The sequence below is a fragment of the Rugamonas sp. DEMB1 genome (assembly GCF_029834475.1).
GTDB classification, from domain to species: Bacteria; Pseudomonadota; Gammaproteobacteria; order Burkholderiales; family Burkholderiaceae_D; genus Rugamonas; species Rugamonas rubra.
The window spans coordinates 6,210,578-6,234,161 of sequence record NZ_CP122407.1; the positions used below are offsets into that span (position 1 = coordinate 6,210,578).

Consider the following 23,584-nt stretch of genomic DNA (forward strand, 5'->3'; position numbering starts at 1 on the left):
ATGGTGGGCGCGGGCGCGCCAGCGGCGGGGTGGGCAAATTTGCCGAGGCCGCCGGCGCGGCCGGCCTCGGTGGCGGCGGGGCGGGGGCGGCCCCCAGGGTCAGACCCTAGGGTCTGACCCTCGATTTCGCCTGTGGGTTTTCTTGCGGCGCCGCGGCCGCCGGGACGGCGGCTTAGAACTTGGTTTCGAGCTTGACGCTCCAGACCCGGAAGGTCTGGTTTTCCGTGCTGGCCAGCTGGCTCAGGCCGTTGGTGGCGACCACGTTGCCGCCCAGCGAGTCCTCGGCCAGCAGGTTGTTGACCGAGACGCGCAACTGGGTCCGGCCGTTGAACTTCCACAGGCCGTACAGGTCCACGGCGCGCTTGCGGCCGCTGTCGACCACCTGGGTAGCGCTGGTCTGCACGATGGTCGCCGGGGTCCAGTTGAAGCTGCCGCCCAGGGTCAGCGGCAGGCCCTTCATGCGGTAGTCCAGGCCCAGGTTGGCGGTCTGCTTGGCCTGCTGGTCGAGCCGGTTGTTGGGGCCGGAGATGCCGTCGACGCGCGACCAGAAGCGGCTGTAGTTGGCGCGCAAGTCGAGCGCCGGCGCGTCCTCGAACAAATCGGCCAGCTGGAACTTGGCCTCCAGTTCGACGCCGCTGGTGCGGGCGTGGCCGACGTTCTCCGGCCGCGACACCCAGTGCAGGCCATCGGCCATCTGCTGCTGGCTCAGGCTGCGGCGGATCAGGTTGTCGATGTCGCGCACGAAGCCGCTGACGCTGACGATGCCGCTGCGGCCCAGGTAGTGCTCGTAGGCCAGGTCGAGGCCGGTGGCCAGCTCGGGCTTCAGGTCCGGGTTGCCCATGCGGTCGGGCCGGGTCGGGTCGCCGATCCAGTGCGACAGCGCCGGCAGCGCGATCAGGTCCTGCACGCTGGCCGCCTTGTAGCTCTTGGTCAGGCTGGCGCGCACCTGGTCTTTTTCGTGGCCGGGAATGCGCCAGACGCCGTGCAGCAGCGGGCTGAACACGCTGCTGCTGTTGCCGACGTCGCCGCCGGCGCGGCTGCTGGTGGTGCGGATGCCCTCCCAGCGCAGGCCGAAGTAGGCGGCCCACTGCGGCGTGATGTCCCACTCGTCCTGGGCGAACACGGCCAGGCGGCGGGTGTCGGCGCTGAGGTTGTCGCCGGAGTCGGAAAACTGCGGCAGGCCGTTCTTGTCGAGCGAGGTCTTGGTCTGGCTGCGGCGGGCGCTTTCGACGTCCCAGCCGGCCGCCAGCGAATGGTCGCGGCCGAGCGGCGCGGTGTACTTGCCGCCGGTGCTGAAGCTGCGGTCGCGCGTGCTGTCGCTGTCCTGGAAACGCTCGAGCAGCACGCCGTTGCCGTCGTACTGCTTGCGCAGCGAGTCGTTGCTGCTGTGGCCGGTGCCGAAGCCGAACTTGACGTCCAGCTTGGCGGCGCCCTCGAACTTGTGGATCCAGTTGCCGAAGCCACGCAGGAAGCTCATGCTGCTGTGCGCGTCGCCGCGCGCCAGGCTGTACTCGGGCGGCCGCGACAGGGCCGGCGGCACGGCGTCGCCCTGGCTCAGCACGCTGCTGCTGTGGCCGTCGCTGCGCAGGCTCATCAGGAAGGGTTGGAAGTTCAGCGTGTCGCCGTTGTCGAACTTGTAGGACAGGCGCGGCGTGAAGTGGATGCCGCGCCCGGTGCGGCCGCTCTCGTCATGCAGCGTCTGCTCCTTGTGGGCGACGCCGGCGGCGTCGCTGTCGAGGTTGTAGGTCCGGCCCCGGTCGTGCTGGCGGTTCTCGAAGATCGAGCCGGACAGCAGCACAGTCGCCGCGCCGATCTTCAGCGGCGCGGTCAGCGAGACGTTGGGGGCGTGGCGGCCCTGCTCGATCGAGTCGCTCAGCTTGAGCTGGTAGTCCTTCTGCTGGTAGCCGTCGCGCAGCACGATGTTGATGGTGCCGGCGATGGCGCGGGTGCTGTGCTCGGCCACCGGACCGCGCATGACCTCGACGCGCTCGACCTGGTCGGGCGACAGCGAGTCCATCGAGAAGCCGGCCGGCGGCCGCTCGCCGTTCAGCAGCACCTGGGTGTAGCCGTTGCCCAGGCCGCGCATGCGGATCTCGCCGCCACGGCCGGGGCGCCCGCCGATGGTCACGCCGGGCAGGCGCTTGAGGATGTCGCCGAGGTTGCTGTCGCCGTTGCGGTCGAGCTCCTCGCGGCCGTAGACCTGCTTGCCGGCGGTGGAGCGGCGGCGCTCGTCCATGTCGTCGGCGCGGGCGCCGCTGATGGTGATCCGCGGCAGCACCTGGCCGTCGGGCGAGAGCACCTGCTCGGCCTTGCCGGCGGCCGGTTTGGCGGCCGGGTTGCTTGCCGGGTTGCTTGCTGGGTTGGCGGACTGGCTGGCTGGCTTGGCGGCTGGCTGGAGGGTGGACGGGGCCTGCTCGGGAACGGCCTCGGCCGGCGCGGTCTGGGCGTAGACCTCGCTGGCGGCGGCGCCCAACAGGGCCAGGCAGGCGAAGGGAATCAGTTTGCTCATAGCTTCAATTAATGGAGTGGCCGGCGCGCGGACGGCGCGGGCAAACACGCCGCGGGGGCGCGCGCCTGCATTCTAAGGCCGGCCCGGCCGGGTGGCGGCGGGCGGCGCTGGTTATTTACTTTAGGATACACATCCAACAAAGCCGCAGCGCGCCGCCCGGCCAGCGCAGACGGTTGCAAAGCTTGTTCGGTATCAAGGAAAGCACAGAAGATGACATGGATGCTCCGGGAGAGAGGCAAGCTGTTGGGACAGCACAAAAAAAAGCCTGCGCAAGGAGGCGCAGGCAAAAACCACTTCAGGGTAGAGAGAAATACAAGTTCAGTGTAGGTCGCCGTTTGCGGCCCGGCCCGAAGTCTTACAATTGCTTACGCCCGCCGCCGTGGCGGAAACACCGCATACAAACATGTAACGCGCGGGCCGCTTCCGGGCCGCGAAGCTAAGTCTGGGTAAAACGGGAAATAGATTACGCGACGGCTACTACGTTTGCCGGAAATCAGGTTTATACTGATTCCAGCGCGTTTCCTACCGCTAGCATGGGCTGCGCAGGAGAAATGCGCGATACGCATCGACAGGTGACACATGGGTAAGAAATTGAAGAACACCGGGCTGATCGGCCTGGGCGTGGTGGCCGGCATCGCCGTGTCGCTACAGTTTTCGGCGATGGCGCAAAAGCCTGTCGATCCGGCCCTGCCGCTGGAGGAACTGCGCCAGCTGGCCGACGTGTTCGGCCTGATCAAGTCCGACTACGTCGAGTCGGTCGACGACAAGAAGCTGCTGACCGAGGCCATCTCCGGCATGGTCGCCTCGCTCGACCCGCACTCCGCCTACCTCGACAAGAAGGCCTACGCCGAGCTGCGCGAGGGCTCGCAGGGCAAGTTCGTCGGCCTCGGCATCGAGATCGGCCAGAGCGAGGACGGCTACATCAAGATCGTCGCGCCGATCGAGGACTCGCCGGCCTGGCGCGCCGGCATCAAGGCGGGCGACCTGATCACCCGGCTCGACACCACCCCGGTCAAGGGCATGACGCTGGACGAGTCGGTCAAGAAGATGCGCGGCGAGCCGCACAGCAAGGTCACGCTGACCATCCTGCGCAAGGACGAGCCGCAACCGATGGTGTTCGTCATCGCCCGCGAGGAGATCCACCAGAAGAGCGTCAAGGCGAAGATGGTCGAACCGGGCTACGCCTGGCTGCGCGTGGCGCAGTTCCAGGAGCCGACGGTGGACGACCTGGCCGCCAAGATCACCGAACTGTACCGGCAGGACCCAAGTTGAAGGGCCTGGTGCTGGACCTGCGCAACGACCCGGGCGGCGTGCTGCAGGGTGCCATCGGCGTCTCCGCCGCCTTCCTGCCGAAGGACTCGGCGATCGTCTCGACCAACGGCCAGCTGCCCGACCAGAAGCAGATCTACTACGGCCGCCCCGAGTACTACGCGCTGCGCAGCGACAGCGACGCGCTGGCGCGCCTACCCGAGGCGGTGAAGAAGGTGCCGATGGTCGTGCTGGTCAACACCGGCTCGGCCTCGGCCTCGGAGATCGTCGCCGGCGCGCTGCAGGACTACAAGCGCGCCACCATCATCGGCAGCCAGACCTTCGGCAAGGGCTCGGTGCAGACCATCCGCCAGCTGTCGGCCGACACCGCCGTCAAGCTGACCACGGCGCGCTACTACACGCCGAACGGCCGCTCGATCCAGGCCAAGGGCATCTCGCCCGACCTGCTGGTCGACGAGAACGCCGACGGCGACGGCCTGAACAGCCTGCGCACGCGCGAGGCCGACCTCGACAAGCACCTCAGCAACGACCGCGACCCGGAGGCCGCCAAGACCCGCCGCGACGAGTTGGAGGAACAGCTGCGCGTGGTGGCGATGGAGAAGAAGCGCAAGCCGCTGGAATACGGCAGCGGCGACGACTTCCAGCTGAGCCAGGCGCTGAACCATTTGAAGGGCCTGCCGGTGCAACTGGCCAAGGCCGAGTCGAAGCTGGTGCAGGTCGACGCGGCCGGCGCCGCGCCGGCCAAGCCGGCGGCGAAGAAGTAGCCCGGCCGGCGCGCGCGGCCGGTTGCGACGAACGACAGGCGGCGCCCCACGGGGCGCTGTTTTTTTGGCCCGGTGCCGGCCTCGCCCGCGTGACGATAGATTGAGAAGACCCCAGCGGCGCGAACCTAGGGTCAGACCCTCAGGGTCTGACCCTGGCTCTCTGCCGTTGGGTGGTTTGGGAGCCGCCGGCGCCTTGACCGAAGCCCCAAAACCGAGTCCGCCGGTAGTGGTCAAAAAAGAACCAAAAATCAGAAAGTACGCAGCAATAGCCCGCCATTGTGTAGAATTTGCCCCATTATGGCGACAGCCAACTATTCAATCTGAAAGCTTAACAATGAAACAAGCCGTCATCAGCGGAACCGGCCTCTACACGCCGACACAATCGATCTCGAACGAAGAACTGGTCGCCAGCTTCAACGCCTACGCCGAACAGTTCAACGCCGACAACGCCGCCGCCATCGACGCCGGCAGCGTCACCGCGCTGGAGCTGTCCAGCGTCGGCTTCATCGAGAAGGCCTCCGGCATCAAGTCGCGCTATGTGATGGAAAAGGCCGGCATCCTCGATCCGAGCCGCATGGTCTCGCGCATTGCCGAGCGCGGCGACGACGAGCTGTCGCTGCAGGCCGAGATCTGCGTGGCCGCCGCCAAGGAGGCGCTGGCCAACGCCGGCCGCACCGCCGCCGACATCGACATGGTGCTGGTCGCCTGCAGCAATATGCAGCGCGGCTACCCGGCCATGGCGGTCGAGGTGCAGGGCGCGCTGGGCATCGACGGCTACGGCTTCGACATGAACGTGGCCTGCTCCTCGGCCACCTTCGGCATCCAGACCGCCGTCGCCGCGGTGCAGAGCGGCCAGGCGCGCGCCGTGCTGGTGCTCAATCCGGAGATCACCAGCGGCCACCTGAACTGGCGCGACCGCGACAGCCACTTCATCTTCGGCGACGCCTGCACCGCCATCGTCATCGAGGCGGCCGACGCCGCCGTGTCGAAGGAGCGCTTCGAGATCGTCGAGACCAAGCTCAAGACCAGCTTCTCCAACAACATCCGCAACAACTTCGGCTTCCTCAACCGCTTCGACGAGTCGGGCATCGGCCAGCCGGACAAGCTGTTCCGCCAGCAGGGCCGCCGCGTCTTCAAGGACGTCTGCCCGATGGCCGCCGAGATGATCAAGACCACCATCGCCGGCGCCGGCCTGGAGGTGGCGCAGGTGAGCCGCTACTGGCTGCACCAGGCCAACCTGAACATGAACCTGCTGATCAGCCGCCTGGTGCTGGGCCGCGACGCCGAGCCGGGCGAGGCGCCGGTGATCCTCGACACCTACGCCAACACCTCGTCGGCCGGCTCCATCATCGCCTTCCACAAGCACAGCGCCGACCTGCCAACTGGCGCGCTCGGCGTGATCTGCTCCTTCGGCGCCGGCTATTCGATCGGCTGCGTGGTGGTGCGCAAGCTGTAAAAGCGCCGCCGGCTTGCGCCCAACCCCGGGGCGCAAACCGGGGGACGGACCCCGCACGGGGTCCGTCCCCTGCTCTTCGCCTGTGGGGTAGGCAAGGCCATCCCACGGCCGCGCCGCGCACCGGGCAAACTCGGCGCCCCCCCGCCACTATCGTGCTACGCTGCTGCTATCGATCCATTCCAGCAGGAGCCCCGCACGCATGCCCCACAACATCAGCCTGATCACCACCATCGCCGCCGCCCTCGGTTTCGGCCTCCTGTTCGGCTTCATCGCCACGCGCCTGAAGCTGCCGACCCTGGTCGGCTACCTGGCGGCCGGCATCCTGATCGGCCCGGCCACGCCCGGCTTCGTCGCCGACACGGCGCTGGCCGGCCAGCTGGCCGAAATCGGCGTGATGTTGATGATGTTCGGCGTCGGCCTGCACTTCTCGCTCGACGACCTGTGGGAGGTGCGCCGCATCGCCCTGCCCGGCGCGGTGCTGCAGATCGCCGTGGCCACCGCGCTGGGCATGGCGCTGGCCCACTTCTGGGGCTGGAGTTTGGGCGGCGGGCTGGTGTTCGGCCTGGCGCTGTCGGTGGCCAGCACGGTGGTGCTGCTGCGCGCGCTGGAGGAGCGCGGCATTCTCGACACGCTGAACGGCCGCATCGCCGTCGGCTGGCTGGTGGTCGAGGACTTGGTGACGGTGCTGGTGCTGGTGCTGCTGCCGCCGTTCGCCGTCTCGCTGGGCGGCACGGCGCCGGAGCTGGCGCACGGCGCCGCCGCCGAACCGAGCCTGTGGCGCACGCTGGGCGCCACGCTGGGCATGGTCGGCGCCTTCATCGCGCTGATGCTGGTGGTCGGCCGCCGCCTGTTCCCGTGGATCTTGTGGCAGGTGGCACGCACCGGCTCGCGCGAGCTGTTCACCCTGTGCGTGGTCGCCGCCGCCGTCGGCATCGCCTTCCTGTCGACGCATTTGTTCGGCGTCTCCTTCGCGCTGGGCGCCTTCTTCGCCGGCATGGTGCTGCGCGAGTCGGAGCTGAGCCACCGCGCCGCCGAGGAGTCGCTGCCGCTGCGCGACGCCTTCGCCGTGCTGTTCTTCGTCTCGGTCGGCATGCTGTTCGAACCGTCCATCGTGCTCGAGCAGCCGCTCAAGCTGCTCGCCGTGGTGGCCATCATCGTGGTCGGCAAATCGCTGGCCGCCTTCGTGCTGGTGCTGCTGCTGCGCTACCCGGCCAAGACGGCGCTGATGGTCTCGGCCAGCCTGGCGCAGATCGGCGAGTTCTCCTTCATCCTGGCGGCGCTCGGCCTGTCGCTCGGCCTGATGCCGGCCGAGGGGCAGAGCCTGATCCTGGCCGGCGCCATCATCTCGATCGGCCTCAACCCGCTGGTGATCCGCGCCACCAAGCCGCTCGAGCGCTGGCTCGGCAAGGACGCCGGCCTGGCCGCCAAGTTCGACCGCTCCACCGACCCGCTGGCCGAGCTGCCGACCTCGGTGCCGCAGGAGAAGCTGGCCGGCCAGGTGGTGCTGGTCGGTTACGGCCGGGTCGGCCGGCGCATCGCCCGCACGCTCACCGAGCGCGGCATCGCCTTCGTCGTGGCCGAGCAGAACCGCGAGATCGTCGACCAGCTGCGCAAGGACGGCATCCCCGCCGTGGCCGGCAACGGCGGCGAGCCGGCGGTGCTGATCCAGGCCCACGTGGCGCGCGCCAGCGTGCTGGTGATCGCCACGCCGGACACCTTCGACGTGCGCGCCATGATCGCCACGGCGCGCGCGCTCAACCCGCACATCCACACCGTGGTGCGCACCCACAACGAGGCCGAGGCCGAGCTGCTGCGCGCCGAGCGCGCCGGCCAGATCTACATCGGCGAGCACGAGCTGGCCAAGGGCATGGCGCAGTCGGTGCTCGACGGCGTCGCCGCCAAGCCCCAACAGCATTGAGCTAAGCGGCGAGCGTTGGCGTCTTCTGGGGTCTGACCCCGTACGGGGTCAGACCCCGGTTCTCGTTGGGGTGGCCTGTCAAGACCTCGCGGCGGCCAGCCCGCCGCGCTACAGCCGCGCGGCCAGCTCGGCGCCCTCCTTGATGGCGCGCTTGGCGTCGAGCTCGGCCGCCAGCGCGGCGCCGCCGATCTTGTGGAAGCGCGGGCCGCCCTTGGCCTGCTCGGCCTTGGCCTCCTCCTCGCTCGGCATCAACTCGGTCAGGCTGTCCTGGCCGGCGCAGACCACCACGTTGTCGACCGCCAGCATGCGCTCCTCGCCGGCCACGGTGACGTGCAGGCCGTGGTCGTCGACCTTGTGGTACTGCACGCCGGCCAGCATCACCACGCCGTTGCGCGCCAGCGTGGCGCGGTGCACCCAGCCGGAAGTCTTGCCCAGGCCGGCGCCCAGCTTCGAGGCCTTGCGCTGCATCAGGTAGATCTGCCGCACCGGCTCGGCCGGCGCCGGCGCCACCAGGCCGCCGCAGGTGTCGGCCTTCAGGTCGACGCCCCACTCCTTGGCCCAGACGTCCAGCGCCAGCGGCAGGGCGTGCTTGGGGTCGTGCAGCAGGAATTCGGCGACGTCGAAGCCGATGCCGCCGGCGCCGATGATGGCGACGCGCTTGCCGACCGGCGCCTTGTTCTGCAACACGTCGATGTAGGACAGCACCTTGGGATGGTTGATGCCCTCGATCGGCGGCCGGCGCACCTTGATGCCGGTGGCGATGATCACCTCGTCGAAGCCGCCGGCCAGCAGCTGCTCGCGCGTGACGCGCTGGTTCAGTTTGAGCTCGACGCCGACCAGCTCGAGCTTGCGGCCGAAGTAGCGGATGGTCTCGGCGAACTCCTCCTTGCCGGGGATCTGCATGGCGATCTTGAACTGGCCGCCGATGCTGTCGCTCGAATCGAACAGCGTGACCCGGTGGCCGCATTCGGCCGCCACCGTGGCCGCCGACAGGCCGGCCGGGCCGGCGCCGACCACGGCGACGCGGCGCGGCTTGGCGCTCTTGGCGTAGACCAGCTCGGTCTCGTGGCAGGCGCGCGGGTTGACCAGGCAGCTGGCGCGCTTGTTGGCGAAGGTGTGGTCGAGGCAGGCCTGGTTGCAGCCGATGCAGGTGTTGATCTCGTCGGCGCGCCCCTCGGCGGCCTTGACGACGAACTGCGGGTCGGCCAGGAAGGGCCGCGCCATCGACACCATGTCGGCCTCGCCGCGCTGCAGGATGCCCTCGGCCTCCTGCGGCATGTTGATGCGGTTCGACGCCACCACGGGGATGGTGACCTCGCGGCGCAGCCGGCCGGCCACGCTGGCGAAGGCGCCGCGCGGCACCGAGGTGACGATGGTCGGCACGCGCGCCTCGTGCCAGCCGAAGCCGGTGTTGAGGATGTTGACGCCGGCGTGCTGCAGCGCCTTGGCCACCGCCACCACGTCGTCCCAGGTGTTGCCGCCGTCGACCAGGTCGAGCAGCGAGTGGCGGTACATGATGATGAAATCGTCGCCGACGGCGGCGCGGATGGCCTTGACGATCTCCACCGGCAGGCGCATGCGGTTCTCGATGCTGCCGCCCCAGCGGTCGGTGCGCAGGTTGGTGCGGGCGCAGAGGAACTGGTTGAGCAGATAGCCCTCGCTGCCCATCACCTCGATGCCGTCGTAGCCGGCGTCGCGCGCCAGCTTGGCGCAGCGGGCGTAGTCGCGGATGGTCTGCAGGATGCCGGCCTCGCTCAGCGCGCGCGGCTTGAACGGCGAGATCGGCGACTTCTTCGCGGAGGCGGAGACGACGAAGGGCTGGTAGCCGTAGCGGCCGGCGTGCAGGATCTGCATGAGGATCTTGCCGCCCTCCTCGTGCACCGCGCTGGTGACGCGGCGGTGGTTGAACACGTCGCCCTTGAAATTGAGCGTGCCGCCCATCGGCAGCAGCCAGCCGGAGCGGTTCGGCGAGATGCCGCCGGTGACGATCAGGCCGACGCCGCCGCGCGCCCGTTCGCGGTAGAAGGCGGCCAGCTTGCCGTAGTTGTAGAAGCGGTCCTCCAGCCCGGTGTGCATCGAGCCCATGATGACGCGGTTGCGCAGCGTGGTGAAGCCGAGGTCGAGGGGGGCCAGCAGGTGGGGATAGCGAGAAGTTGTCATTATGGTTTTTAGAGTCGTTGACGTGGTGACCGGGAATGCCCGCATTACAACCGAAATCTCTAGACCCGTGGTTCTAAACCGCCGCCAGGCTATTTTGTAACCGCTACGTGCCGCTCTTGTATTCTGCCACCCTTTCCCTTACGCTGGAAATATGATGCGACTCTTCCTGTTCCTGATGATCGGCGTGGCGCCCGCCGTGATGGCGCAGACGAGCAAGGCGGAATTGCCCAAGCTGGAGGTGGCGGTGATCCGGGTGGAACTCGACGCGCTGCACATGTTCGAGGTGGACGCGACGGGCACCGTGGCGGCGTCGCCGGCGGCGGTGTGGCGGGTACTGACCGGCTACGAAAAAATGAGCGAGTTCGTGCCCGACCTGGCCTCCTGCAAGGTCCTGGCGCGCAACGGCAACGAGGTGATCGTCGAGCAGTTCGGCACGGCGCGCTTCCTGTTCATGTCCAAGTCGATCCACCTGGTGGTGCGCGCCACCGAGACGCCGATGACGGCCATCGACATCGCCCTGGTGTCGGGCGACATGAAGCACTACGAGTCGCACTGGGAACTGGTGCCGATTCCCGAGACGGGCGGCACGCGGGTGGTCTACAGCGGCCGCTTGATCCCCAACTTCTATGTGCCGGGCCTGCTCGGCATCAAGATCATCCGCGGCGACATCGAGCGCATGATGGCGGCCGTGCTGGCGCGCATCGACGGCAAGCGCGACTAGCCGCGCGGCGGCGCCGCCCGATCAGGCCAGGTAGGTGTCGCGGTCGCGCAGTTCGGCGAAGTTCTCCAGGCTGCCGATTTTGATCAGCACCGGATTCAGACTCAGCTTGCTCTGCATGGCGCGCCAGGCGAACAGCCACTCGTGCTCGGGCGCCTCGGCGGCCGTTTTGGTGAAGGTGGCGCCCAGCGCGGCGCGGGTGCCGTATTCGACCACGCCGTCGATGCCCGCCCAGCTCGGCAGGGTGCGCTGCACGGCGCGGTGCAGGCGCTCGCCGAATTCCTCGGTGTTGTGGATGATCAGGCAGCTGTCGGCCGAGAACAGGTCGAACAGCTTGCGCTCCCACACGGTGGAGAAGCTCAGGGTCAGGCAGTTGGAGGCCGGGCGCAGGATGAACTGGCCTTCGGTCAGCGCCAGTTGCAGGTCTTCGCGCACGCCGTAGCGGTGCAGGGTCGGGGGACGTTGGTAATCGTGCATATCGGTACTCAATTCGGTGAGAAGGACGGCGCGCGGCGCCGCCCTGCGGTGTTATTTTATCGGTTGGCGCACGTGGCGGTGCGAGCGCATCGCCGCCGAGGCGATGGCGATCTCGCGCAGCAGCAGCACGAAGCTGGCGATCAGGCACAGCATCGCGCCGACGAACATGCCGGCGACATACTTGTCCAAGGCGAGGTTGAGGATGTCGCCCAGGAACAGCATGGCGATGACCAGGCAGATCAGCAGGCCGCAGGCGGTCGACTGGGTGATCGACATGTTGATCAGCCGCGAGCGGCTGTACAACACGTCGAGCTCGTTCAGGTAGACGTCGCTGTAGCCGATGTCGAGCCGGTCCTCCAGCACGCGCGAGCGGTCGATGATGCGCGCCAGCCGGTTGGTCAGCACCATCAAGTTGGTGCACACCCCGGTCAACAGGAATACCGGCGCGATCGCCAGTTGAATAATGTGGCCGACGTCGCCGATCTGGATGTTCATGAATGGTTTTTTGCTGGTCTCTGGTTGGCCGCTTGTTCGACTGCTAACGGGCTGGCTCGATGTTTGTTGGTTGCAGATCAGGCGTTAGTGTAGCAGCCCGCGCCGCGCGCCGGCCAATTCGCCGCTTTGCCGCGCCTCATTCGAAGTGGCCCATGCGCTTGAACTGCTCGGTGGCGCCGACCAGCGCGCGCGAAATGCCCTTCTCCATGGCGCCGTGGCCGGCGTCGGGCACCATCGTCAGCAGGGCGCCGGGCCAGGCCTGGTGCAGGCGGTGGGCCGACAGCGGCGGGCAGATCACGTCGTAGCGGCCCTGCACGATCACCGCCGGCAGGTGGGCGATGCGGCCGATGTCGCGGATCAGCTGGTCGTCGTCGAAGAAGCCGAGGTTGGCCATGTAGTGCGACTCGAGGCGGCCGACGCCCAGGTCGAGGGCGTCGCAGGGCTGCTCCTCGGCCTGCGGCAGCAGGAACACGCGGCGCCCCTCGAAGCGGCTCCAGGCGCGCACCGCCGGCCAGTGCACCGCCGGGTCGGCGCTCATGATGCGCTCGACGTAGGCCTGCAACAGGGCCGGGCCGGCGCGCTGCTCGGGCGGGATGGGGGCGACGAACTCGTCGTACAGCTCGGGGTAGAACCACTGCACGCCGTGCAGGAACCAGTCGATCTCGGCCTGGGTGCAGAGGAAGATGCCGCGCAGGACGAAGCCGAGGCAGCGCGCGGGGTGGGCCTGGCCGTAGGCCAGCGCCAGCGTCGAGCCCCAGGAGCCGCCGAACACCAGCCATTGCTCGATGCCGAACAGGACGCGCAGGCGCTCGATGTCCTCGACCAGCAGCTGGGTGTTGTTGTTGCGGCACTCGCCCAGCGGGGTCGACTTGCCGGCGCCGCGCTGGTCGAACAGCACCACGCGGTAGTGCTTGGGGTCGAAGAAGCGGCGGTGCTGCGGCGACAGGCCGGCGCCGGGGCCGCCGTGCAGGAACAGCACGGGCACGCCGGCCGGATTGCCGACCTCCTCCCAGTAGATGGTGTGCAGGTCGTCGACCGCCAGCATGCCTTGCCGGGTCGGTTGGACGGGCGGGAACAGCGGCGAGGTGGGGTCGAACATGGCTATCCTTTGCGGTGAAGGCTTGATTGTACTAGAGCCGCGCGGCGGCGGGAACGGCGCCATGTTGCGGCGCCGGCCCCTGTTCCAAGCTACTTGCCGGCCCGGTCGCCGCTGAAGCCGATCAGGCTGGCGTTGGCCCAGTTGGCGCAGACCTTGGCGGCGTCCTTGCCGCCGGCGCCCAGGGTGCGCAGGCTGAGCAGGGCGATGCCGCGCACGTCCAGCTCCGGCTTGACCACGGCCGGGGCGGCGAGCAGGCCGCTGTCGAACAGCAGCTTGTCGTCGCCCCACACCTGGAACTGCAGGCCGCCGGCCTGGCGGCAGCTGTCGTCGATGCCGACGTCGGCGCGGAACAGCTGCCAGTCGCCGCGCAGGCGGTAGTCGAGCCGGCTCACGGCCGCCACGCCGAGCCCTTGCGGAACTTCAGGCCGTTCATTTGCAGCGGCCGGCCCTTGGCGCCGGCGCCGCCGGCCTGGTCCCTGGCCACCGGCCCGGCGCTGTTGCTGGCGGCGTCGGGCGCGGCGTCGGACAGGTAGAGCTGGCGCGCCGGCCGGGTCGGCAGCGGCGCCTCCAGCACGCGGAACTCGGAGATGCTCACCGGGTTCACCTGCGCCGGCAGAAAGGCGTTGAAGGCGCGCGCCGGCTTGGCGCCGGCGGCCTCGTTCGGATTGCCGCTCGAGGCCGTCACCATCGGGTCCTGCACCGCCTCGTCCTCGGCCTGCTCCTGGGTGCTGAGCACGCGGAAGCGCAGCAGGCTGCCGGCGTGCGGCGCGAACTCGACCTTCTGTTTGCCCTGGCTCAGCGCCAGCCGGCCGCTGTGCACCGGCGCGCCCCACTCGCCGTTGCGGTCGGCCAGGTAGACCTCGAAGTCGCGCACCTGGCCGCTCTTCCAGTGCTGGTCGTTGCGCGGCGCGATCTCGAAGCCGCCGACCATGCGGCGCTCGCCCAGCGCCAGCGAGAACTCGTGGGCGCCGGTCTTGATCGACTGGTCGCGCACGGTGCGGAACCAGGTGTCGGGCTTGTCGTCGAAGGCGTTCTCCAGCGGGTGGCCGGGCTCCTCGGCGGGACGGCCCAGCACCATCAGGCTGTCGGCCGAGACGGCGTTGCCCGGATCCGGGGCGCGGCCAAAGGCCGGCGTTTGCGCCAGCGCGGCGCCGGCGTCGATGTGCAGCGCCAGCCGGGCGGCCTGGCGGATGTCGCGCGGGGCCGTCTTGACCAGCACCGTGCCGAATTTGGCGGCGGCGTCGTAGATCCAGCCGGCGCCGCCCTGCTCGAACTGCTCCAGCGTGGCCCGCTCGGCCAGCGCGGCGCCGTCCAGCGCCACGGCGCGCGGTTTGGCGCGGGTGTGCAGCTGCAGGCGCAACGCGCGGCGCGCCTCCTGGCCGGCGTACTCGCCGCGCACGGCGCCGATGTCGACGGCGATGTCGCCGGCCTGGCCGGTCGGCGCGCGCACGCTGATCTCTTGGCTGCTGTGGGCGCCCTGTTGGTAGCGCCGCGTTTCGCCGTCGTCCTCGTAGAGCATGAAGGAGGAGTCGCCGTGCGGGTAGATGTCCAGCGTCAGCACGTCCTTGGCCACCTGGCCGTCGTACAAGGCGCTCGGGTACATGGGGATGATGGCGCCGGCGCGCACCAGCACCGGCAGGCGCTCCAGCGTGACCGGGTAGTCGAGCAGCTGGCCGGCGGCGCCGGCATCGACGACGCGGCCGTCCCAGTAGTCGATCCACCGGCCCTGCGGCAGATAGACGTTGTTGCGCCAGCCCTTGCTGGCGGCCTGGCTGCGGTAGACCGGCGCGACGAGGAAGTCGCGGCCCAGGAAGAACTGGTATTTGTGGCTCTCGTCGTTGGCGTGCGGGTCGTTCGGGTGGTCCCACATCAGGCCGCGCACGATGGGCGCGCCGCTTTGCTCGGCCTGGCGGGCATAGGTGTACATATAGGGCATCAGGCGCATCTTCAGCTTCAGATAGTCGCGGTTGATGCTGCGGTAGGGCTCGTCGAACCACCACGGATGCTTGCGCTCGGCCTTGGACCAGCCGGACATGCCCATCAACACCGGCGTGAAGGCCTTCCACTGCAGGTCGCGGGTGAAGGTCTCGGGGCTGCCGCCGAAGATGCCGTCGACGTCGCCGGTGGCGTAGGCCTGGCCGGACAGGCCGGAGCCGATCAAGGTCGGGATGTGCCAGCGGATGTAGTCCCAGCTGCCGCTCTGGTCGCCGGTCCAGGTGACGGCGTAGCGCTGCATGCCGGCCCAACCCATCACAGTCCACAGGAAGGGGCGGGCATCCGAGTTGTCGAGGATGCCCTGGGCGGCGGCCTGGTTGGCGTCCAGCGCGAACTGGTAGCCCTGGCCGGTCCAGGCCACGTCCAGCTTCTGCGCGCGCGTGCCGGCGCTGCCGACCTCCCACTTGATCTTGTCGACGCCGTTCTCGGTCCACAGGCCGGTGCGGAAGCCGTGCTTTTTCAGGCCCTCGACCACCTTGGGCAGGTCGGTGTAGCCGCAGCCGTAGCCGTCGTTGGGCAGGATCCAGCCGCCCGGCATGTCGTGGGCGCGGTACTGCGCCGCCACCGACTCGACCACGTCCGGCGTGCTGCCGCTCGGGCCGTCGCGCCAGCCGCGCGGCACGGTGCCGGGTTTGCGGGCGTTGTCCTGGTCGTTGTAGCAGTCGGCGTCGCCGTATTCGTAGGCCCAGCGCGGCAACAGCGCGGCGCGGCCGGTCAACTCGGTGTAGGCGGCCAGCACCGACTGGATGCTGCCGCCGGCGAAGTAGTAGGCGTCGAAGCGGTGCTCGCGGTGACTGGCGGTGATGAACTCGTCGGAGCGGAAGTCGTAGCTGCCGTTGCTCCAGGTGTTGCGCAGCACGCCGTAGCCACGGCTGCTCATGTAGAACGGCGCCGGGCTGGGGCGGTCGCCCTCCTCCCAGCCGCCCGAATACGACACCTCGAGCGACTTGCCCTTGAAGTCGAAGGCGCCGTTCTGCTGGCCGCCGCCGAAGAAGTGCTCGGCCGCGCCGGTGGACAGGGTCTGGAAGCTGCCCTCGGCCGACAGTTCGAGCGGCTGCTGCTCCTGCCACACCAGGGTGGCGTTGTCGGCCTGGTAGAGGGCGAAGCGCAGCGGCTTCTTGTAGACGCGCAGCGTCAGCGCCGAGGTGCGGATCAGCTGGTGGTCGCCCTGGTCGGCCAGGGTGAATTCCGGCGCCGGGTAGTCGGTCTTGAGGACGATGGGCGCGGCCTTGTCGCCGGAGCCGCTCAGCTTGCCGGCCGGGCCGGCCCAGATGCGGAACACGTCCGGCCGCAGCAGCTCGACGCGCACGGTGACGCCACGGTCGGTGCCCAGCTCGACGGCACCGGGCTGGCTGCCGACCCGGCTCAGGTTGCCGACCGGGGCGGCGCTCGCCGGGGCCGGAACGGTGGAGGCCAGCGCCAGCAGCGCGGCGCTGGCGAGCAGGGTCTTGCGGAACACAGGCAGCATGGATCGGTCCGGTCTAGTGTGGGTGGCTTGCAATGTACACAAGCTTGCCGGAAATGGCTAGTTGCAGTGCGGGATGGCGGTAGTTCCGGCGGGTTGCCGGGCGGCGGCATTTCTGCGGCGACGCCGACCAGCAGGACGGGCGAGCGAACCGGCTTCCGGCAGAGAAATCGTTGCCACTATATCAAACCCCTATTGTTAACCTTCCGTCAATTCCGCGCTATCGATGGCGCCGTCGTCCCGGGGCGCATCGCCGTCGACGGCGGGGTGCCCGCTCATTGGCTGGACGGCGAGCCGCAGACCCATCGCCCCCAAGATCGCGCGCAAGGTCCTCAATGAAGGATTTCCACGTTTTGACATCGTGCGGTACATCGTGTTGGGATTGGCTTCGGCGAGTCTGGCGATTTCCTGCACTCCACCAAATGCACTGCTCAGACTTCTCAGCGCCAGCATGATATCCACCTCGTCGCCGCTGGCAAGCACGTCATTGAGATACTCGGCAGCAAGCGCGGGGTCGCGCCGGAACATTTCAGTGCTTGCCTCGTCATGAGATCGGTGTGTTTTTTCCATGTCTTTTTTTCCAGTCCTGCAACATACTTATCGCCAAGTCCACATCGCGATCTTGTGTGCTCTTGTTGCCACCACAGGCCAGCAAAATCAGCGTTTTCTCAACATGAGCGTAGTAGACCCTGTAACCACCGCCAACATCGATGCGCAGTTCTTGGATGCCACCGCGAACAGACTTTCGGTCCCCGGGCAGACCGGCCCCCAATCGGGCAACTCTCCGAATGATGGCAACTTTTGCCTGCCTGTCCCGTAGGGCGTCCAACCAGTCTTGATAATGGTCTTGGCCATTCACACCCAAGTAGTGGACGATTTTTTGCATATTAGCTTATAAGCGAAATTTTGCAAGAAGTCTGGATGTCGGAAGGTTGGCGGCCTGGGCCAAAAACAAAATGCCGCCCGGTTTGCTCAACCGGGCGGCATTTTTCGCCATGGCGCGCGTGCCGGTCGCCCGGCACGGCTGCGGCGTTTAGGACATGTGCTGGCCGCCGTTGATGGCGATGTTGGCGCCGGTGACGAAGGCCGCCTCGTCCGACGACAGGTAGGCCACCAGGCCGGCCACTTCCTCCGGCTTGCCCAGGCGGGCCATCGGAATCTGCGGGATGATCTTCGTGTCGAGCACTTCCTGCGGGATCTCCATCACCATCTTGGTGCCGATGTAGCCCGGCGAGATGGTGTTGACGGTCACGCCCTTGCGCGCCACTTCCAGCGCCAGCGCCTTGGTGAAGCCGTGCATGCCGGCCTTGGCGGCCGAATAGTTGGTCTGGCCGAAGGCGCCCTTCTGGCCGTTGACCGACGAGATGTTGATGATGCGGCCCCAGCCGCGCTCGACCATGCCGTCGCAGACCGGTTTGGTCATGTTGAAGACGGAGTCCAGGTTGGTGGCCATGACGGCGTCCCAGTTCGGCTTGTCCATCTTCTTGAAGGTCATGTCGCGCGTGATGCCGGCGTTGTTGACCAGCACATCGATCGGGCCGATGTCCTTCTCGATCGCCGCCACGCAGGCCTGGGCCGAATCGTAGTCGGCCACATCGCAAGGATAGGCGCGGAAGTTGTAGCCCTGGTCGCGCGTGGTCGCCAGCCAGGATTCTACTTTTTGATTGCCAGGGGAATACGTCGTGACCACGTTATAGCCCAGTGCGGCCAGCTTGAAACACACCGCCTCGCCCAGACCGCCCATGCCACCGGTTACCAATGCAACTCTTGCCATTTTTATGTCCCCTCAGTTGTTCAACAGCCAATAAGAAAATGGTACTCAATCGACACCTTGCAGAACCTTGCCGGCGGGCGGCGGCCGGACCGGAGGGGCCGGCCGCCGCCCGCCGTATTGCTTACGCGCGCTCGATGGCCAGCGCCACGCCCATGCCGCCGCCGATGCACAGCGAGGCCAGGCCCTTCTTGGCGTCGCGCCGCACCATCTCGTGCAGCAGGGTCACCAGGATGCGGGCGCCGGACGCGCCGATCGGGTGGCCGATGGCGATCGCGCCGCCATTGACGTTGATCTTGCTGGTATCCCAGCCCATCTCCTTGTTGACGGCGATGGCCTGGGCGGCGAAGGCCTCGTTGATCTCCATCAGGTCCAGGTCGTCCGGGGTCCAGCCGGCCTTTTTCAGGCACAGGCGCGAGGCCGAGACGGGGCCCATGCCCATGATGGTCGGGTCGATGCCGGACGAGGCGTAGGCCTTGACGCGGGCCAGCGGGGTCAGGCCCAGCTCCTTGGCCTGCTTGGCCGACATCATGATGACGGCGGCGGCGCCGTCGTTGATGCCCGAGGCGTTGCCGGCGGTGACGCTGCCGGCCTTGTCGAAGGCCGGACGCAGCGACGACAGCGACTCGATGGTCGAGCCGGTTTTAACGTATTCGTCGTTGTCGAAGACGATGTTGCCCTTCTTCTGCACGATCTCCAGCGGCAGGATCTCGTCCTTGAACTTGCCGGCCTTTTGCGCCGCTTCCGCCTTCAGCTGCGATTGCAGCGCGAACTCGTCCTGCTCGGTGCGCGAGATCTCGTATTTCTTCGCGACGTTCTCGGCGGTGACGCCCATGTGGTACTGGTTGTAGACGTCCCACAGGCCGTCGACGATCATGGTGTCGACCATCTTGGCGTCGCCCATGCGGAAGCCGTCGCGCGAGCCGTTCAGGGCGTGCGGCGCGGCGCTCATGTTTTCCTGGCCGCCGGCGATGATGATGTTGGCGTCGCCGCATTTGATCGCCTGGGCCGCCAGATGGGTGGCCTTCAGGCCGCTGCCGCAGACCTTGTTGATGGTGTAGGCCGGGATGCCGCTCGGCAGGCCCGCCTTGATGACGGCCTGGCGCGCCGGATTCTGGCCGACGGCGGCGGTCAGCACTTGGCCGAGGATGGCTTCGCTGATCAGGTTGGGATCGATGCCGGTCTGCGCCAGCAGACCCTTGATGACGTGGGCGCCCAGCTCGGACGCCGGAATCTTGGCCAGGCTACCACCAAACTTGCCAACCGCAGTGCGGCCGGCGGCCACAATAACTACCTCATCCATTTATATCTCCAATACGAAGGTTAAGCCACAATCGGTCCCGCCAATATTGCTCCACAGCCAGTGCCAGTGCCAGCCTCATTCGCGAGGACGTTCCTGGTTTTTATCATACGCTTCCGCCGCGCGTACGCGGGCGGTTTCTGGGAAAACTAAGGCAAGCCCGCCTGTTGGGCGAGCAGCAACTCGCGGGTGGCGACGGTGCTTTCGGCCAGCGAGCTGCGGAAAGCGTCCACATTGCGCTCGACCTGGGCCAGGCTGTTGTCGAAGGCGGCCTCGGCGAGAGCGTGGAAACTCGCCAGTTGCGCCTCGTACAGGGCCCGTCCGGCGATCGCGAATTGTTCCGAAAGAATAAACATGGCGGTCCTTATCATATTGATTGAATTGCCCTGCCGTTCAAACCGTGTCGTTCTCACCACACAGCCACCCATGCTAAGGGCCGCCATCCCGTTTGGTGTTGATCAAAATCAAACCATTGCTTGCATTCTGAATAAACAGTGACAAAAAGTCACGATAATAATTTGATACCATCCAAGGTGCCGGCGCACTGCTCGCGTATCACGTTGACGAAGTCCAGCACGTAGGCCTTCTGCTGCAGCGCCGGCGGCACGGAAACGAACAAATCGCTCCACAGCCCCTGCTCGCCGACCGGCCGCGCCACCACGTAGTCGTAGTCGACATAGTTCTTGATGGCCCAGTTGGGCAGCGCGGCGACGCCGCGCCGGCTCGCCACCAGCTGCAGGATGGCCACCGTCAGCTCGGCGCTGCGCCGCTCGAACTGCACGCCGGCCGGGCGCAGCACCTCGCGGATCAGATCGATGCGCGCCTCCGGCACCGGGTAGGTGATCAGGGTCTCGCCCTCGAAGTCGCTGGCGGCCAGCCGGCGCAAGGCCTGCAGGCGGTGCTTCTGCGCCATCACCACCAAAATCTCGAAGCGGAACAGGGGGAAGGTGGCGAAGTCCGGGCCGTAGGGCGAGCCGATCACCAGGTCGGCCTCGCCGCTGCGCAGCAGCTCGGCCGGCTCGCTGTGGAAGCCCGACACCAGGTCGATCTCCACCTCCGGCCAGCGGCGGCGGAACTCGTCCATCACCGGCATCAACCAATCGAAACAGGTGTGGCACTCCAAGGCGACGCGCAACTGGCCCTGGTCGCCCTGCGACAGGCGCGACACCTCGCGCTCGCATTGCTCGATCTCGGGCAACAGCAGGTCGGCCAGCTTGAGCAGGCGGGAACCGGTGGCGGTGAAGCCGATCGGCACCGATTTGCGCTCAAATAGCGGCCCGCCGTAGCGATCCTCCAGCAACTTGATTTGATGCGACAGGGCCGACTGGGTCAGGTTGAGGAGTTGCGCGGCCCGCACCAGGCTGCCGGCCGAGCGCAGCGCGCTCAGGGTGCGTAGATGGCGAATCTCTAGCATGGGTTATGTATGAATTCTTTTCATGTTAAGTCGCAAAATCTTTCGTTTTGATTATAAATCAGATTGCGGCACACTTTATCGCACCATTATTAAATGCGAATGACATCATGACAAAAAATATACAAACCCACATTCCCGGCTTCCCCCGCATCGGCGCCAAGCGCGAACTGAAGCACGCATTGGAATCGCACTGGCGCGGCGAGACCACGGCCGAGGCGCTGGAACAGACCGGCCGCGAACTGCGCGCGCGCCACTGGGCGCTGCAGCGCGACGCCGGCCTGGACTTCGTCACCGTCGGCGACTTCGCCTTCTACGACCAGGTGGCCAACCACATCCAGCTGTTCGGCTGCGAGCCGGCGCGCTTCGGTTTCGAGCCGGCCACGCCGCCGCTGCAACGCTACTTCGCCATGGCGCGCGGCGTCGGCAAGAATGTCGACGGCAACGACGCCGCCGCCTGCGGCAACCCGGCCTGCGGCGGGCACGCCGAACCCGCCGAACCGTCCGGCCACGAGGGCCACCACGGCGCCGCGCTGGAGATGACCAAGTGGTTCGACACCAACTACCACTACCTGGTGCCGGAGTTCTCGCCGCTGACCCGCTTCGCCCTGGCCGGCGAGCGCCTGCTGGCCGAGGTGGCCGAGGCGCAGGCGCTGGGCCACGCCGTCAAGGCAGTGCTGCTGGGGCCGCTGACCTTCCTCTGGCTGGGCAAGAGCAAGCGGGCCGGCTTCGACCGCCTGTCGCTGCTGCAACAATTGCTGCCGGTCTACGGCGCCCTGCTCGACCAGTTGAAGGCGCTGGGCGTGGCCTGGGTGCAGATCGACGAGCCCATCCTCGGCCTCGACCTGCCCGGCGAGTGGCGCAGCGCCTTCGACCCGAGCTACTGGCAGTTGAACCAGGTCGGCGTGCCGCTGCTGCTGGCGACCTATTTCTCGCCGCTGGAGGAGAACCTGAGCCTGGCCTGCCGCCTGCCGGTGGCCGGCCTGCACGTCGACGGCGTGCGCGCCGCCCACGAGCTGACCAGCATCGCCGACTGGCTGCCGCACCACAAGGTGCTGTCGGTCGGCATCGTCGACGGCCGCAACATCTGGCGCACCGACCTCGACGCCGCGCTGGCCGCGCTGGCGCCGCTGCTGGCCAAGCGCGGCGGCAAGCTGTGGCTGGCCACCTCCTGCTCGCTGCTGCACGTGCCGTTCAGCCTGGCCGGGGAGGACCAGCTCGACGCCGAGGTGCGCGGCTGGCTGGCCTGCGCCTCGGAAAAGCTGGCCGAGCTGGCCCTGCTGCAACAGACCCTGGCCGGCGCCGACACCGCCGCCGCCCTGCAACGCTCGCGCCACGCCATCGCCGGGCGGCGCGCCAGCGGCCGGGTGCACAACGCCGCCGTGGCGGCCCGCCTGGCCGCGCTGCCGGCCGACGCCGACCGCCGCGCCGCGCCCTTCGCCGCGCGCCAGGCGGCGCAGCGCGAACGGCTGCGCCTGCCGCTGTTCCCCACCACCACCATCGGCTCCTTCCCGCAGACGGCGGCGATCCGCGCCGCCCGCGCCGGCTTCAAGCGCGGCGAACTGGACGCCGGCCAGTACCGCGGCGCCATGCAAGCCGAGATCGCCGACGCCGTGCAACGCCAAGAGGCGCTGGGGCTGGACGTGCTGGTGCACGGCGAGGCCGAGCGCAACGACATGGTCGAATACTTCGGCGAGCAACTCGACGGCTTCGTCTTCACCCGCTACGGCTGGGTGCAGTCCTACGGCTCGCGCTGCGTCAAGCCGCCGGTGATCTTCGGCGACGTGGCGCGGCCGCGCGCCATGACGGTGGACTGGACGGTGCACGCGCAGAGCCTGACGGCGCGGCCGATGAAGGGCATGCTGACCGGCCCCATCACCATCCTGCAATGGTCCTTCGTGCGCGACGACCAGCCGCGCGCGACGACCGCGCTGCAACTGGCGCTGGCGATCCGCGACGAGGTGGCCGACCTGCAACAGGCCGGCATCGCCATCATCCAGATCGACGAGCCGGCCGTGCGCGAGGGCCTGCCGCTGCGCCGGGGCCGCTGGGACGAGTACCTGGGCTGGGCCACCCGCGCCTTCCGCGTCGCCGCCGGCGCGGCGGCCGACACGACGCAGATCCACACCCACATGTGCTACGCCGAGTTCAACGACATCCTGCCGCAGATCGCCGCGATGGACGCCGACGTCATCACCATCGAGACCAGCCGCTCGGACATGGAGTTGCTCGGCGGCTTCGGCCAGTTCCGCTACCCCAACGAGATCGGCCCCGGCGTCTACGACATCCACTCGCCGCGCGTGCCCGACGCCGCCGAGATGGTGCGCCTGCTGCGCAAGGCCAGCGCGGTCATTCCCGCCGGCAACCTTTGGGTCAACCCGGACTGCGGCCTGAAGACCCGTGGCTGGCCCGAGACCGAGGCGGCGCTGCGCCACATGGTGGCGGCGGCGCGCCAGCTGCGCGCCGAGCAGGCCGCCTAGTAGGCCGCCCGGCCGAGGCGCCGGCGAGCCGCCCAACGGCAACAAACCAGGGTCAGACCCTAGGGTCTGACCCTCGATGCACGCCGCTGGGTTTTCCTCTAGACTCGGCGGCGCATGCTCCCCGCCCCGGCGCGCGCGCCGGCCGCCAGCCCGCATGGCCGCGCCGTTTGATTGCACGCGCCCTCCCATTTCCCCGCTTTCCACAGTAAAATGCTTGTGCCCGCGCATCAGCGCGACGTTATCGCCAAGGCGGCAGCGGAGGGCACACTGGCCCCAGCCTGTCGCCGACCCACTAAT

General features: G+C 68.0%; 17 protein-coding genes and 1 pseudogene. 5 read left to right on the forward strand and 13 right to left on the reverse strand.

The genetic code is table 11. The features are described 5' to 3' along the window. Positions 1-172 precede the first annotated feature (172 nt). Entirely contained in the window at positions 173-2,509 is a 2,337-nt protein-coding gene (locus tag QC826_RS28610) for a TonB-dependent receptor plug domain-containing protein (RefSeq protein ID WP_279763446.1), read from the reverse strand. Between the two features lie 579 nt (positions 2,510-3,088). On the opposite strand from QC826_RS28610, the pseudogene QC826_RS28615 reads away from it, so the two are divergent. The 3 genes and pseudogenes from QC826_RS28615 (at position 3,089) to ybaL (ending at position 7,916) form a co-directional block, all read left to right on the forward strand. Continuing rightward, positions 3,089-4,542, forward strand: a pseudogene (locus QC826_RS28615) (S41 family peptidase). 334 nt (positions 4,543-4,876) lie between these two features. Further along, positions 4,877-5,998 carry a beta-ketoacyl-ACP synthase III gene (locus QC826_RS28620; RefSeq protein WP_279763447.1) on the forward strand — a complete coding sequence of 374 codons (1,122 nt, stop codon included), beginning with the start codon at positions 4,877-4,879 and terminating at the stop codon, positions 5,996-5,998. 199 nt (positions 5,999-6,197) lie between these two features. Beyond that, positions 6,198-7,916, forward strand: coding sequence for a YbaL family putative K(+) efflux transporter (ybaL, locus tag QC826_RS28625; RefSeq protein ID WP_279763448.1), 1,719 nt, complete (start codon positions 6,198-6,200; stop codon positions 7,914-7,916). A 108-nt stretch (positions 7,917-8,024) separates the two neighbouring features. On the opposite strand, the gene QC826_RS28630 is transcribed toward ybaL, so the two are convergent. After that, a complete protein-coding gene (locus QC826_RS28630; RefSeq protein ID WP_279763449.1) occupies positions 8,025-10,076 on the reverse strand; it encodes an NADPH-dependent 2,4-dienoyl-CoA reductase in 2,052 nt (683 codons plus the stop codon). 151 nt (positions 10,077-10,227) lie between these two features. Between QC826_RS28630 and QC826_RS28635 the strand changes: the two genes are divergently transcribed. Further along, positions 10,228-10,797, forward strand: coding sequence for an SRPBCC family protein (locus tag QC826_RS28635; RefSeq protein WP_313872823.1), 570 nt, complete (start codon positions 10,228-10,230; stop codon positions 10,795-10,797). Positions 10,798-10,818: 21 nt separating this feature from the next. On the opposite strand, the gene QC826_RS28640 is transcribed toward QC826_RS28635, so the two are convergent. The 11 genes from QC826_RS28640 to QC826_RS28690 all read right to left on the reverse strand — a co-directional run bounded on the left by QC826_RS28640 (position 10,819) and on the right by QC826_RS28690 (position 20,810). Continuing rightward, positions 10,819-11,271, reverse strand: a complete 453-nt coding sequence (locus QC826_RS28640; RefSeq protein ID WP_093385569.1) for a hypothetical protein — start codon at positions 11,269-11,271, stop codon at positions 10,819-10,821. A gap of 51 nt (positions 11,272-11,322) precedes the next feature. Continuing rightward, a complete protein-coding gene (locus QC826_RS28645; RefSeq protein WP_279763450.1) occupies positions 11,323-11,766 on the reverse strand; it encodes a DUF2721 domain-containing protein in 444 nt (147 codons plus the stop codon). A 136-nt stretch (positions 11,767-11,902) separates the two neighbouring features. Beyond that, the gene (pip, locus tag QC826_RS28650) at positions 11,903-12,865 is read right to left on the reverse strand and encodes a prolyl aminopeptidase (protein WP_279763451.1); all 963 of its coding nucleotides are present in this window, start codon (positions 12,863-12,865) and stop codon (positions 11,903-11,905) included. A gap of 89 nt (positions 12,866-12,954) precedes the next feature. Then, positions 12,955-13,266, reverse strand: a complete 312-nt coding sequence (locus QC826_RS28655) for an NPCBM/NEW2 domain-containing protein (RefSeq protein WP_279763452.1) — start codon at positions 13,264-13,266, stop codon at positions 12,955-12,957. Beyond that, positions 13,254-16,328, reverse strand: a complete 3,075-nt coding sequence (locus QC826_RS28660; protein WP_279763453.1) for a TIM-barrel domain-containing protein — start codon at positions 16,326-16,328, stop codon at positions 13,254-13,256. The genes QC826_RS28655 and QC826_RS28660 overlap by 13 nt, the downstream gene beginning before the upstream one ends. A 195-nt stretch (positions 16,329-16,523) precedes the next feature. Then, entirely contained in the window at positions 16,524-16,895 is a 372-nt protein-coding gene (locus tag QC826_RS28665) for a DNA-binding protein (RefSeq protein ID WP_279763454.1), read from the reverse strand. After that, positions 16,870-17,211: a type II toxin-antitoxin system RelE/ParE family toxin gene (locus tag QC826_RS28670; protein ID WP_279763455.1), complete on the reverse strand. Its 342-nt coding sequence runs from the start codon at positions 17,209-17,211 to the stop codon at positions 16,870-16,872. The genes QC826_RS28665 and QC826_RS28670 overlap by 26 nt, the downstream gene beginning before the upstream one ends. Positions 17,212-17,358: 147 nt before the next feature. Next, positions 17,359-18,099: an acetoacetyl-CoA reductase gene (gene phbB / locus QC826_RS28675; RefSeq protein ID WP_279763456.1), complete on the reverse strand. Its 741-nt coding sequence runs from the start codon at positions 18,097-18,099 to the stop codon at positions 17,359-17,361. A gap of 121 nt (positions 18,100-18,220) precedes the next feature. Continuing rightward, positions 18,221-19,399 carry an acetyl-CoA C-acetyltransferase gene (locus QC826_RS28680; protein WP_279763457.1) on the reverse strand — a complete coding sequence of 393 codons (1,179 nt, stop codon included), beginning with the start codon at positions 19,397-19,399 and terminating at the stop codon, positions 18,221-18,223. 146 nt (positions 19,400-19,545) lie between these two features. Further along, positions 19,546-19,752, reverse strand: a complete 207-nt coding sequence (locus QC826_RS28685; RefSeq protein WP_279763458.1) for a hypothetical protein — start codon at positions 19,750-19,752, stop codon at positions 19,546-19,548. A 149-nt stretch (positions 19,753-19,901) separates the two neighbouring features. Beyond that, positions 19,902-20,810: a LysR family transcriptional regulator gene (locus tag QC826_RS28690; RefSeq protein WP_279763459.1), complete on the reverse strand. Its 909-nt coding sequence runs from the start codon at positions 20,808-20,810 to the stop codon at positions 19,902-19,904. A 107-nt stretch (positions 20,811-20,917) separates the two neighbouring features. Here QC826_RS28690 and metE point away from each other — a divergent pair, with 107 nt between their 5' ends. Further along, on the forward strand, positions 20,918-23,287 hold the full coding sequence (gene metE / locus QC826_RS28695; protein ID WP_279763460.1) for a 5-methyltetrahydropteroyltriglutamate--homocysteine S-methyltransferase: 2,370 nt from the start codon (positions 20,918-20,920) through the stop codon (positions 23,285-23,287). Positions 23,288-23,584: the final 297 nt, after the last annotated feature.

Bases quoted from the DNA above. Each gene is read 5' to 3' on its own strand.
- QC826_RS28670 (WP_279763455.1), bottom strand. From the start codon at position 17,211: ATGCAAAAAATCGTCCACTACTTGGGTGTGAATGGCCAAGACCATTAT.
- QC826_RS28660 (WP_279763453.1), bottom strand. From the start codon at position 16,328: ATGCTGCCTGTGTTCCGCAAGACCCTGCTCGCCAGCGCCGCGCTGCTG.
- QC826_RS28665 (WP_279763454.1), bottom strand. From the start codon at position 16,895: ATGGAAAAAACACACCGATCTCATGACGAGGCAAGCACTGAAATGTTC.
- QC826_RS28635 (WP_313872823.1), top strand. From the start codon at position 10,228: ATGATGCGACTCTTCCTGTTCCTGATGATCGGCGTGGCGCCCGCCGTG.
- QC826_RS28690 (WP_279763459.1), bottom strand. From the start codon at position 20,810: ATGCTAGAGATTCGCCATCTACGCACCCTGAGCGCGCTGCGCTCGGCC.
- QC826_RS28620 (WP_279763447.1), top strand. From the start codon at position 4,877: ATGAAACAAGCCGTCATCAGCGGAACCGGCCTCTACACGCCGACACAA.
- QC826_RS28610 (WP_279763446.1), bottom strand. From the start codon at position 2,509: ATGAGCAAACTGATTCCCTTCGCCTGCCTGGCCCTGTTGGGCGCCGCC.
- QC826_RS28640 (WP_093385569.1), bottom strand. From the start codon at position 11,271: ATGCACGATTACCAACGTCCCCCGACCCTGCACCGCTACGGCGTGCGC.
- ybaL (WP_279763448.1), top strand. From the start codon at position 6,198: ATGCCCCACAACATCAGCCTGATCACCACCATCGCCGCCGCCCTCGGT.
- QC826_RS28645 (WP_279763450.1), bottom strand. From the start codon at position 11,766: ATGAACATCCAGATCGGCGACGTCGGCCACATTATTCAACTGGCGATC.
- QC826_RS28680 (WP_279763457.1), bottom strand. From the start codon at position 19,399: ATGGATGAGGTAGTTATTGTGGCCGCCGGCCGCACTGCGGTTGGCAAG.
- phbB (WP_279763456.1), bottom strand. From the start codon at position 18,099: ATGGCAAGAGTTGCATTGGTAACCGGTGGCATGGGCGGTCTGGGCGAG.
- pip (WP_279763451.1), bottom strand. From the start codon at position 12,865: ATGTTCGACCCCACCTCGCCGCTGTTCCCGCCCGTCCAACCGACCCGG.
- metE (WP_279763460.1), top strand. From the start codon at position 20,918: ATGACAAAAAATATACAAACCCACATTCCCGGCTTCCCCCGCATCGGC.
- QC826_RS28685 (WP_279763458.1), bottom strand. From the start codon at position 19,752: ATGTTTATTCTTTCGGAACAATTCGCGATCGCCGGACGGGCCCTGTAC.
- QC826_RS28630 (WP_279763449.1), bottom strand. From the start codon at position 10,076: ATGACAACTTCTCGCTATCCCCACCTGCTGGCCCCCCTCGACCTCGGC.